General features: G+C 60.8%; 12 protein-coding genes. 8 read left to right on the forward strand and 4 right to left on the reverse strand.

The annotated features are described in order from the left end of the window. Positions 1-120 precede the first annotated feature (120 nt). The 5 genes from ACA062_RS03870 (at position 121) to ACA062_RS03890 (ending at position 4,364) form a co-directional block, all read left to right on the forward strand. A complete protein-coding gene (locus ACA062_RS03870; protein WP_497455289.1) occupies positions 121-993 on the forward strand; it encodes a heme/hemin ABC transporter substrate-binding protein in 873 nt (290 codons plus the stop codon). A gap of 50 nt (positions 994-1,043) precedes the next feature. Continuing rightward, positions 1,044-2,027, forward strand: coding sequence for a FecCD family ABC transporter permease (locus ACA062_RS03875; RefSeq protein WP_497457356.1), 984 nt, complete (start codon positions 1,044-1,046; stop codon positions 2,025-2,027). Further along, on the forward strand, positions 2,027-2,794 hold the full coding sequence (locus ACA062_RS03880) for a heme ABC transporter ATP-binding protein (protein ID WP_497455290.1): 768 nt from the start codon (positions 2,027-2,029) through the stop codon (positions 2,792-2,794). The genes ACA062_RS03875 and ACA062_RS03880 overlap by 1 nt, the downstream gene beginning before the upstream one ends. A gap of 21 nt (positions 2,795-2,815) precedes the next feature. Next, positions 2,816-3,694, forward strand: coding sequence for a ChaN family lipoprotein (locus ACA062_RS03885; RefSeq protein ID WP_497455291.1), 879 nt, complete (start codon positions 2,816-2,818; stop codon positions 3,692-3,694). Positions 3,695-4,079: 385 nt separating this feature from the next. Continuing rightward, the gene (locus tag ACA062_RS03890) at positions 4,080-4,364 is read left to right on the forward strand and encodes a DUF6124 family protein (RefSeq protein WP_497455292.1); all 285 of its coding nucleotides are present in this window, start codon (positions 4,080-4,082) and stop codon (positions 4,362-4,364) included. Between the two features lie 328 nt (positions 4,365-4,692). Here ACA062_RS03890 and ACA062_RS03895 read toward each other — a convergent pair whose 3' ends face one another. From ACA062_RS03895 to ACA062_RS03905, 3 genes are all read right to left on the reverse strand, one after another. Next, positions 4,693-4,965, reverse strand: coding sequence for a TfoX/Sxy family protein (locus tag ACA062_RS03895; protein WP_009050884.1), 273 nt, complete (start codon positions 4,963-4,965; stop codon positions 4,693-4,695). A gap of 325 nt (positions 4,966-5,290) precedes the next feature. Next, complete coding sequence (locus ACA062_RS03900) at positions 5,291-5,635, reverse strand: pentapeptide repeat-containing protein (RefSeq protein WP_497455293.1); 345 nt, start codon at positions 5,633-5,635, stop codon at positions 5,291-5,293. A 91-nt stretch (positions 5,636-5,726) separates the two neighbouring features. Then, entirely contained in the window at positions 5,727-7,283 is a 1,557-nt protein-coding gene (locus tag ACA062_RS03905; RefSeq protein WP_497455294.1) for a bifunctional aminoglycoside phosphotransferase/ATP-binding protein, read from the reverse strand. A 118-nt stretch (positions 7,284-7,401) separates the two neighbouring features. On the opposite strand from ACA062_RS03905, the gene mrcB reads away from it, so the two are divergent. The 3 genes from mrcB to ACA062_RS03920 are packed head-to-tail and all read left to right on the forward strand — an operon-like array spanning position 7,402 to position 10,812. After that, on the forward strand, positions 7,402-9,726 hold the full coding sequence (gene mrcB / locus ACA062_RS03910; protein WP_497455295.1) for a penicillin-binding protein 1B: 2,325 nt from the start codon (positions 7,402-7,404) through the stop codon (positions 9,724-9,726). Between the two features lie 16 nt (positions 9,727-9,742). Continuing rightward, complete coding sequence (locus ACA062_RS03915) at positions 9,743-10,477, forward strand: tetratricopeptide repeat protein (protein WP_497455296.1); 735 nt, start codon at positions 9,743-9,745, stop codon at positions 10,475-10,477. Beyond that, a complete protein-coding gene (locus ACA062_RS03920) occupies positions 10,477-10,812 on the forward strand; it encodes a YqcC family protein (protein ID WP_150768142.1) in 336 nt (111 codons plus the stop codon). The genes ACA062_RS03915 and ACA062_RS03920 overlap by 1 nt, the downstream gene beginning before the upstream one ends. Before the next feature lie 116 nt (positions 10,813-10,928). Here ACA062_RS03920 and ACA062_RS03925 read toward each other — a convergent pair whose 3' ends face one another. Next, positions 10,929-11,351, reverse strand: a complete 423-nt coding sequence (locus ACA062_RS03925) for a DUF4124 domain-containing protein (RefSeq protein WP_497455297.1) — start codon at positions 11,349-11,351, stop codon at positions 10,929-10,931. Between the last annotated feature and the right edge of the window lie 134 nt (positions 11,352-11,485).

An 11,485-nucleotide genomic window follows, 5' to 3' on the forward strand; every position in this document is an offset into this window, starting at 1 on the left:
CGTTCAAATGCAAACAATTATCAAATGACCGCTTCGCCCATCGGCTGGGCAGGTAACGGAAGCCGAGGATACTTGGCCTGTCATCTCGATGCCTGGGAAAAACTTTCAAGGAAGCTGTTTATGCGCCTGAGTACCCGCGTTGCTGCGCTCTGTGTCGGACTTCTCGTCAGTTGTCACGGCGCAGCGACCGAGTTGCCACAACGTTGGGTCAGTGCCGGTGGCGCGCTGTCGGAGTGGGTCAGCGCCCTGGGTGGGGAATCGAAACTGGTGGGTGTCGATACCACGAGCCAACACCCGCAATCCCTGAAGGCCCTACCCAGTATCGGTTATCAACGGCAATTGTCGGCGGAGGGTATTTTGAGTTTGCGCCCGCAGATTCTGATAGGCACCGAAGAAATGGGGCCGCCGCCGGTGCTTTCGCAGGTTCGCAGTGCCGGCGTGCAAGTCGAACTGTTTTCCGCCCAGCCGGATCTGCCGACCTTGCAGGCTAATCTGCAGCACTTGGGCAAATTGCTTGGCGCGCAAGACCGGGCGGCGCAATTGCTGCAGGCGTATCAGCAGCAACTCGAGCAGCAAAAGGTCCGGGTCACCCGGGCGCAGTTGAAGGAAAAGTCGCCGGGCGTGCTGTTGCTGCTCGGTCACGCCGGTGGCAAACCGCTGATCGCCGGCAAGGACACCGCCGCCGACTGGTTGCTGCAAAAGGCCGGTGGGCACAACCTGGCAACACATTCCGGCTACAAACCTTTTTCTGTCGAATCGTTGGTCAGTCTGGATCCTGACGTGCTGGTGTTCGCCGATCGTGCGCTCACCGGCGCCGCCGCGCGCGCAGCACTGTTCAAGGAAAATCCGATCCTGTCCTCGACCCGCGCGGCCAAGGACGGGCGAGTGATGGAGCTCGATCCAACCTTGCTGGTGGGTGGTCTCGGGCCGCGGTTGCCCGACGCGTTGAAATCACTGGCTGACGGCTTCTTCCCCGGTTCTGCCGGCCAATGACCATCCTGGTTAACCCTCGTGCTTTGTTTATTGGCCTGAGCCTGCTGTGTTTGCTGGCGGTCTGGCTATCGTTGGCGCTGGGCCCCGTCAGCTTGCCGCTGTTCGATACCTTGCGCGCGGCGTTGCGGCTGATCGGCTTGCCCATAGCGCCCGACGGTCTCGAGCAGGCCGAACTGATCCTCGGCCAGATTCGCCTGCCGCGCACGCTGTTGGGTTTGGCGGTGGGGGGCGTTTTGGCATTGTCCGGCGTGGCAATGCAGGGGCTGTTTCGTAACCCGCTGGCAGATCCGGGGTTGGTCGGGGTTTCCAGCGGCGCGGCGCTGGGCGCGGCGATCGCCATTGTCGGCGGTTCGCTATTCGGCGGCCTGCCGGAAGCCTTCGGGCCTTACCTGTTGTCGCTGTGCGCTTTTTTAGGCGGGCTCGGCGTCACGGCGCTGGTGTATCGACTGGGCCGGCGCAACGGGCAGACCCATGTCGCAACCATGCTGTTGGCGGGTATCGCATTGACGGCGCTGGCCGGTTCCGCCGTGGGGCTGTTTACCTACCTGGCCGACGACGCGACCCTGCGTACGCTGACATTCTGGAACCTGGGCAGCCTGAACGGCGCCAGCTATGCGCGACTCTGGCCGTTGTTGCTGATCACGGTGGGCGTGGCGCTGTGGCTGCCGCGCCGGGCCAAGGCGCTGAATGCGTTACTGCTGGGAGAGTCGGAGGCCGGTCACCTGGGCATCGATGTCGAAAGGCTCAAGCGCGAGCTGGTGTTCTGCACCGCGCTGGGGGTCGGCGCGGCAGTCGCGGCGGCAGGGATGATCGGCTTTGTCGGTCTGGTGGTGCCGCACTTGGTGCGACTGCTGGCGGGTCCTGATCATCGCGTGCTGTTGCCGGCCTCGGTGCTGGCCGGTGGCAGTCTCTTGTTGTTTGCCGATCTGGTCGCACGACTGGCGCTGGCGCCTGCCGAGTTGCCCATCGGGATCGTCACGGCCTTCATCGGTGCGCCGTTCTTTCTGTATTTACTGCTCCGAGGGCGTGCCTGATGTTGCGAACGCAAAATCTGCAGATCCGTCGGGGACGAAAAATCGTACTGACCGACATCACGCTCGAGCTTAAACCGGGCGAAGTCCTGGGTGTGCTGGGGCCGAACGGTGCCGGGAAAAGCACCTTGCTCGGCGCCTTGTGCGGCGAGTTGCAGGCTGATCAGGGCAATGTCTGGCTCGATGAGCGCGAGTTGAGCCACTGGACCGGGGCACTGCGCGCCCAGCGCCTGGCCGTGCTGCCGCAGGTATCGACCCTGGACTTCGCCTTTCGCGTCGAAGAAGTGGTTGGCATGGGCCGCTTGCCCCATCAGAGCGGCCGGGTCCGCGATGATGAAATCGTCACCGCCGCGTTGCAGGCTGCCGATGCCGGGCATTTGATCGGCCGCAGCTACCTGGCCTTGTCTGGCGGCGAACGTCAGCGGGTGCATCTGGCGCGGGTACTGGCACAACTCTGGCCGGGCGAGGCGGGGCAAACCCTGTTGCTCGATGAGCCGACCTCGATGCTCGACCCGCTGCATCAGCACACCACCCTGCAAGCGGTGCGCGAGTTTGCCGATCGCGGCGCGGCGGTATTGGTGATCCTGCATGATCTGAACCTGGCGGCGCGCTATTGTGATCGCCTGCTACTGCTCGAAGGCGGGCACCCGGTGGCACTCGATACCCCGGAGCAGGTGTTGCGTCCGGAACCGCTCAAGGCGGTCTTCGGCCTGGAAGTGCTGGTGCAACAGCATCCGGAGCGTGGGCATCCGCTGATCATCGCCCGCTGAGTGTCTGAAAGGGATGAGCCCATGCGTGTAATGTTGATTCTGGCAGTCCTGTTGCTGAGTGCTTGTCAGCATGTTTCGACACCGCCCCCGATCGCCGGTGAGATCCGCGACTTGCGCAGCGGCCGGAGCCTGACGCCGCAGGAACTGGTTGCGCAATTGGCCAAGCCTTCGCGGCTGATCATCGGCGAGCAGCATGACAATCGCGATCACCATGCACTGCAACTGTGGCTGTTGCAGTCGCTGGGTGAGCGCCGACCGCAAGGCAGCCTGCTGCTGGAGATGCTCACGCCGGACCAGCAGCCACGCGTCGATGAAGTTCGCCACGCTTCGGCACCCCCGGCGGACTTGCCCGCTGCCTTGGCCTGGCAGGAGGGGTGGAATTGGGATTTGTATGGGCCGATCGTTCGTTTCGCCCTGAGCCAACCGTATCCGCTGCTGTCCGCGAACCTGACCATGCCGGAAGTCCGGGCCATCTATACCAACCCTCCCACTTTGAGCGGCTCGCGCTCCAACGCGTCTTCGGTCAAGGACGAACTGCTGCAGCAAGTCAGCGATTCCCATTGCGGCCTGCTGCCCCCTTCGCAAATGCCGGCGATGCTGGCGGTTCAGCAGCAGCGTGACCGGCGCATGGCCGAGCGTCTGCTCGCCGCACCTGATCCTTCAGTGCTTTTTTCCGGGGCTTACCATGCGCGCAAGGACGTCGGCGTGCCGATTCACCTGCTGGATCTGGGAGCACCCGAGGCGCCGACGGTACTGATGCTGGCTCAACAGGGCAGTGAGGTCGCACCGGCGATGGCCGATTACGTCTGGTACACGCCGGCTATGCCAACGCCGGATTACTGTGAGCAGATGCGTAAGCAGTTCGGCAAGCAACGAGGCCCCGTAGGAGCTGTCGAGTGAAACGAGGCTGCGATCTTTTGATCCTGCGGTGGCCGATTGGCTGAAATTGTAGGATTGCTCTGACGATGACTTCCTGAAAGCTACAGCACCTTGCGTCGTTGCCTACAGGTACGCCAGAATCCGCCGGCTTGTGCGCCTCGAGCCTGCTCGGTAACTTGATTCGCGTCACTGATCGTCAGTGATCGGGTTTAGTAGCCCGTGGTATTTGAAGAGTGCACAAGCGACTACCAGACAGGTATTTCCATACCTGAATTTGATGGTGGTTGTGCGCAGGGCGTCTTCGGGCGCGCCGGCTTTCTTCATTTCCCCGGTCTACTAACCTGCGTACAGCCGCCACCCCTTGTATTAGTAGCGAGGCGTGGCTGCACAATCAGGAAATGAAAATATGTCCAAGGTAACGCCTGATCCGCCGGACGCTGATTCGGCCTTCAACATCATGTCTACCCCGCGAACCCCCTGCGGCTTCTTCACCGTCAACCCTGAGCTCGATACCGAAACACTGCTGGCCTATGCGAGTGAGTCGCTGGCGTCGGCGAATGTCATGGCCACAGACCTGGTAGATCATCTGCAGGGGACGTCGCGCAACGCTTTGCTGGGCATTGCGCAGGTCATCATGCTGGGTGAGCTAGCGGTAAATCGGGCGTTGGATCGGATCGAGTCGCCTGGATAGCGACTGTCCTGTAACAATAAAGAGATCAAAAGATCGCAGCCTTCGGCAGCTCCTACCGGAGAATGCGTTCAGTTGAAGACAGGTTGGCCGGTACAAATCTTTCGGCCAAAAAAAGACCCGGCAAGAGCCGGGTCAAATAACCGTGATTAGCCTGATGAGGAGATATCTGACAGTCCGAACCAAGGGCTTTTCAAATATCGACCAGTCTCGCGACCAGCTGTGATAATCATAGCGATTCTCATTACCATGTCAACAGCTGATTTTTCATTTACTTGAAATCGGCCACCAGCTCATTGGAAAGCCCCGTCATCATGGGGCCGGGCGGCTTTCAGTTTTTGTGTCGCGAAGAAATGGCGTCCAGCTGTTTGTTCAGGGCTTCCTTGCGCTCGGCAGGAATGTCGTTCCAGTGCACGTCCATCAAGGCGCCTTCGATCGCATACAACAACACCTTGGACGCCCGGAACCCGCGCGTGCGCACGGCCCGGTAAGCGTCCACCGCCCCCAGGCGACGCAAGTCCGAGGCGCTGTGGATGCCCACGGCATGCAGCCACTGCGCCGATGTCTTGCCAAGATTCTTCAGGTGCTGCAGTTCATCATTCATCAAGCCTCCTTGCGACGGCCGAACGGTGCGTGGACGAGCCTCTCAGCAGTGTAGCCATCAGTAGGAAAAGCGTGATTGTTTGCTTGGTTTCAATGCAAATGCTTCTAAGAGGCGGGACGCTTGGCGCTGAAGGGATGTCTGCGAAAGCAGTAGAGGAGGGCTACGCAAAACCCTGTGGGAGCGAGCTTGCTCCGGGCGGCGTTCCGACGAAAGCGGTGTGTCAGGCAACATCATCATTGACTGACACGCCCTCTTCGTCGGAACGCCGCCCGGAGCAAGCTCGCTCCCACAGTGAATTGCGTCGTGTCAGGGAAGTGAAGTGGTGTCAGCGGGTGCGATAGCGCAGGCGTGTCCCGAAATTCATCGACATCAGGATTTCATCCGCACTCAGCTCTGGCGGAAAGTAGGCCCCGGAGATTTGCGCATGGGCCAGGCTTGCGCCTTCCAGGATCGAATGGCTGAAGTCGATGCCTCGCAAGTCGGCGGAGCGGAAATAGCCGTTGGTGAAGTCGATGCCATCGGCATTCAGCTCACGCAGGTCGAGCCCTCGGAAATCGCCACCGACCATGTCGATGATCCCTTCCTGGGGACGTTCGTTGTTGAAACCTGCGATGTCGTCTTTGTGCAGCAAGGCATAAAGCGGCGTGTCGAGAAGTCTGGGCTGGCTCATGTCACATCACCTCTTGGTGTTATGACGCCAGTGTAGTGCCACTAATTGACGACCGTGAAGCCGGTGAGGGCTTCACGGTCGAAACGCAATCTTACAATCCGGGCAGGCGTTGGCGGATTTGCGCGACAACGGTGTCGAGGGTTCCGCTTTCGTTGGTCTGCACGCGTTTGCTGCAAAGAATCTCTGCGGGCGTCAACGGTTCGCGATTGGCTTGCTGCGCTTCGATAATGGCCAGGTTGGCGTCGGACGGGTCATTCTTGTCAGCCTGACGCAGCGCCAGCCAACTCTCGATCACCGCTTGCGGTGCATTGCAATCCAGGATCAGGAATGGCGCACCGGTGCCTTCGGCGATTTTCGCTGCGCTGTCGCGCTGTTCGCGTTTGAGGTAGGTGGCATCGACCACTACCGGAAAGCCGGCATGCAGGATCACCGCGGCAATTTCATGCAGGCGGCGGTAGGTCGCGACGCTGGCGTCGGCACTATAGATGCCGGCCTGCGGGTCATTGACCACGATTTGTTCGCCGAACAGGCGTTTACGCTCTACGTCCGAGCGCAAGCGAATGGCGCCCAGTGCTTCCACCAGGCGCATGGCCACTCGGCTCTTGCCGACCGCGGACACGCCGTGGGTAATCGCCATGAAGCGCGAAGGAATGGTGCTGTAGCTTTCCGCCAGGTTCGCGTAGTTGCGGTACTGGCGCAGGGTGGTGGCGCGATGCACCGGGTCGGCCTCGGCCGGCATGCTGAACAGGCTGACCTTGGCGCGTACCAGTGCGCGATAGGCTTTGTAGAAGTTCAGCAGCTCAAGGCCCTGGTAATCACCGGTCAGCTCCAGGTATTGGCTGATGAAACGACGCGCCAGGCTCTTCAGGCCGCGGTCTTCGAGGTCCATCGCCAGGAAACCGATGTCGGCATAGACGTCGGTGAAACGGAACGGTTCGTTGAACTCGATGCAGTCGAAGATCACGACCTTGCCGTCGATTTCCGTGGCGTTGCCCAGGTGGATGTCACCGTGGCATTCGCGGGTGAAACCGTCTGCCTTGCGCTGGGCGAACAGCGGTTTGAGGCGTTCGAAGCTGCTTTCGGCCCAGGCCTGCAGGGCATCGAGTTGCAGCAGGTCGGCCTTGTCGCTGAGGAACGGACGGATCTGTTCGAAGTTCTGGCGCACCGGCGCCATGACGCTGTCCGGGGTGCCGGCGTCGTGTTCGGCGGGCACTTTCGGCGCGTTGAGGTGGAATTGCGCGATCTGTGCGGCCATCTCGTCGATGTGCGTGGTGGTCAGTTCGCCGTTGGCCTGCAGGGTGCTGAGCAAACCGGATTGCGGGAACTGGCGCATTTTCAGCGCATATTCAATGACCGGGCCGTCGCCGCCCAGTTGTGGCGCTTCCGGGCTGCCGGTAATCGGTAACACTTCGAGATACAAATCATTGGTCAGGCGCTGGTTGAGACGCAGCTCCTCGCCGCAGAAATGCTCACGAGCGTCGAGACTGGTGAAGTCGAGAAAGCCGAAGTTCATCGGTTTCTTCACTTTATAAGCAAAGGGGCCTGTGAGAATGACCCAGGAGATGTGGGTCTCGATGACCTGGAACCCATCCACGGGATGCGGGTAGAGGGCGGGGTTTTGCAGGGCAGCGATCAGGGACTGGCTCACAGGCATTCCTTCAAAGTCTGGGGAAAATTCACGGCCGTCATTATGGCCGCAAGTCCGCCGGACGCAAACCTCCGAGGGCTTCTGTCGAGTATCGATAAAGTGCGTATAATCCGCCGCCATGACTCGTACTCGATCCCCCCGCACCCCCAAAAAACCACCTTCCAGAGGCCTGAGCCCCTGGCTGGGCTGGGCCCTTAAACTCAGTCTGGTCGGCCTCGTGGTGCTCGCCGGATTCGCGGTTTACCTCGACGCCGTGGTCCAGGAGAAGTTTTCCGGCAAGCGCTGGACCATCCCGGCCAAGGTGTACGCGCGCCCGCTCGAACTGTTCGTCGGACAAAAGCTCAGCAAGGCTGACTTTCTGACCGAGCTCGATGCCCTGGGCTATCGTCGCGAAGCCGTGAGCAACGGCCCCGGCGCTGCAGCGGTTAACGGCAATACCGTCGACTTGAATACCCGTGGCTTCCAGTTCTATGAAGGACTGGAAAGCGCCCAGCCCGTGCGTGTGCGATTCTCCGGCGACTATGTGGCTGAACTCTCGGGGGCCAAGGGTTCGAAGGTTTCCGTGGTGCGGCTGGAGCCGCTCCTGATCGGCGGGATTTACCCGAAGAATCTCGAAGACCGCATTCTGATCAAAATCGATCAGGTGCCGCCGTATCTGCTGGAAACCCTGGTGGCCGTGGAAGACCGGGACTTCTATAGCCATTGGGGCGTGTCGCCCAAGTCGATTGCCCGGGCCGTCTGGGTCAATACCTCTGGCGGCAAGATGACCCAGGGCGGCAGTACCCTGACGCAACAGCTGGTCAAGAATTTCTACCTGACCAGTGAGCGCAGCCTGTCCCGCAAGCTCACCGAAGCCATGATGGCGCTGTTGCTTGAGTTGCATTACGACAAACGGGAAATTCTTGAGGCTTACCTCAATGAAGTGTTCGTCGGCCAGGATGGCCAGCGCGCGGTGCACGGTTTCGGTCTGGCCAGCCAGTTCTTCTTCGGGCAGCCGTTGTCTGAATTGAAACTGCATCAAGTCGCCATGCTGGTGGCCATGGTCAAGGGGCCGTCCTATTACAATCCGCGCCGCAACCCCGAGCGGGCGCTCGAGCGCCGCAATCTGGTGCTCGATGTCCTTGAGCAACAGGGTGTCGCCACCGCCGAGCAAGTCGCGGCGGCGAAGAAAATGCCACTGGGCGTGACGACTCGCGGCAAGTTGGCCGACAGTTCGTTTCCCGGTTTCCTCGACCTGGTCAAGCGTCAGCTGCGCCAAGACTATCGCGACGAAGACTTGACCGAAGAAGGCCTGCGGATTTTCACCAGCTTCGATCCGATCCTGCAGATGAAAGCCGAGGCCTCGGTCAATGACACCTTCAAGCGCCTGTCCGGACGCAAGGGCTCGGATGAAGTCGAAGCGGCCATGGTCGTGACCAACCCGGAAACCGGCGAAGTCCAGGCCATGATCGGCAGTCGTCAGGCGGGTTTTGCCGGTTTCAACCGGGCGCTGGATGCGGTGCGACCGATCGGTTCGTTGATCAAGCCGGCGGTTTATCTGACGGCCCTCGAGAAACCGAGCCAGTACACCTTGACCAGTTGGTTGTCGGACGATTCGTTCTCGGTCAAAGGTGCGGACGGGCAGGTCTGGAAACCGCAGAACTATGATCGTCGTTCCCATGGCACGGTGTTCCTTTATCAAGGCCTGGCGCATTCCTACAACCTGTCGACCGCACGTCTCGGTTTGGCGGTGGGCGTACCCAATGTTCTCAAGACGCTGGCACGCCTGGGGGTGAGTCGCGAGTTCCCGGCCTTCCCGTCGATGTTGCTGGGTGCCGGTGGCCTGACGCCGATCGAAGTGGCGACCATGTACCAGACCTTGGCCAACGGCGGCTTCAATACGCCGATGCGCGGGATTCGCAGCGTGCTGACGGCCGAAGGCGACCCGCTCAAGCGTTACCCGTTCCAGATCCAGCAAAGCTTCGATCCGGCGTCCATTTACCTGGTCCAGAACGCAATGCAGCGGGTCATGCGTGAAGGCACCGGCAGCTCGGTCTATAACGTGTTGCCCAAGACCCTGACGCTGGCCGGCAAGACCGGTACCAGTAACGATTCGCGAGACAGCTGGTTCGCCGGTTTCAGCCAGGACTTGCTGGCCGTGGTCTGGCTGGGGCGTGATGACAACGGCAAGACGCCCTTCACCGGTGCCACCGGTGCGTTGCAGGTCTGGACCAGTTTCATGCGCAAGGCCGATCCGCTGCCGCTGGACATGCCGCAGCCGGACAACATCGTACAAGCGTGGGTCGATTCGCGTACGGGACAAGGCTCCGATGTGAACTGCCCAGGCGCGGTGCAGATGCCGTATATTCGCGGCAGTGAGCCACCTCCCGGTCCCGCCTGCGGTGGCGACAGCCCCGTATCCGGCGAAACGGTGATGGATTGGGTCAAGGGCTGGATGAATTAAGCAAAGAGGGTTTCAAGTGAACAAGTGGTTGATTCCAGCGGTTACCGCCGTGGCTTTGCTCAGCGGTTGCTCCACCGTACAGCGCGGTTCGATTCCGGTGGTGGATTCCGGCAGCGCCGTGTCCAATAGCGAACGGATTCAGGCGAATGGCGGTTACCGTCAAACGACGGTCCAGCGTCCCGCACCAAACCAGACCCAGGCGATTCCGCAGGGCGACACCGGTGTGGTCGTGATGGTGCCGGGTGGCGGTGCAGTGGCATCGGCACCGATCAGCACGACGCCGATCACTCCGGGGCCGATCACGCCCGGTCCGGTTTACTCGGCACCGGTCCAGGCCGCGCCGATCAACCAGGGCAGCTACAGCATGCCGTCGACGCCAAGCGGGATCCCGTCGACAAGCTCAGGTGGCTTGTCCGCCGACGAGCAGCTGGACGGTCCGGTATTGGCGCTGCTGACCACCGCTCAACAGCAACAGGCCAGCGGTGACCTCAATGGTGCCTCTTCCAGCCTCGAGCGCGCCCAGCGTGTCGCACCGCGTGAGCCGCAAGTGCTTTATCGCCTGGCTCAGGTGCGCATGGCCCAGGGCGATGCATCGCAAGCCGAGCAATTCGCGCGTCGCGGTCTGACCTTTGCCAATGGTCGCCCGGCACTTCAAGCCAGCTTGTGGGAGTTGATCGCCCAGGCGCGGGAGAAGCAGGGCGATTCCGCCGGTGCGGCATTGGCCCGTCAAAAGGCCAAGGTATCGTCGTGATGGATGCACGCTTTCCGAAGATCGCCGAACAGTTGCTGCTGATCGAGCGTGAACTGCGAGTTCAGGGGTGGTGGGACGATGTCCCGCCCTCCGTTGAAGCGCTGTCCAGTGTCGAGCCGTTCTCGGTCGATACGCTGGATTTCGAGCAGTGGCTGCAATGGATCTTCCTGCCGCGAATGAAGACCATCCTCGAACAGGACCTGCCATTGCCCAATGCATCGGGGATTCAGGAGATGGCCGAAATGGTCTTCGCCGCCCGCAATGTCCAGGGCAGGGACCGGCAATTGCAGGTCTTGCTCAAAGAGTTCGACCTGCTGATCACCGCCTCCCGCTAACGCCTACCCTGTAGGAGCTGGCTTGCCAGCGAAGAGGCCATCAGATTCAACGATGATGTTGACTGATAGACCGCTTTCGCTGGCAAGCCAGCTCCTACAGGGTGGTGGTACAGGTGTTATTGGCAGTTCTGCTCAATCTGTTTCTGTGCCTCGGTAATGCGCTCCTGACGTGTCTCATCGGTCAGGCGGCGCATCTCGCCGTCGATCTCTTCCCGTAGTCGTGGATTGTTCTGCAATTGAGCGAGGTTGGTCCGCGCCTGCTCGCAGAACGCTTTGAGCTGCGCCTGCTGCTCGGCGACCTGCTTTTTCACTGTCTTGTCGATGGCCTGCTGATCGCCGATCGCGTCGCTGCTCGGCAATGTGGACGGCTTGCCGGCCGGTACGCTGGGGGTGACCACGCGGGTGGCTTCCTGGCCCTGGGGTGGTTGCGCACCGAAATGAGTAACGCCCTGGGCGTCGACCCATTTGTAGATCTGTCCGGCCATGCACAAAGGGCTCACGCCGAGCAGCAGGCCGATGGCCAGGAAAAACGTTCGCATGCCATTTCCTTGTCTTGGGTTGCGCAATTGAAGCTAACACAGTGGCTGTTTAGCGGTTTTTTCTTGCTTTCTCATGTACTTGGTTCAATAAAGCACATAGACGACTTGACTTGCAGGGGACGAAACAGAAGAAT

The organism is Pseudomonas sp. LBUM1679, from assembly GCF_059695565.1.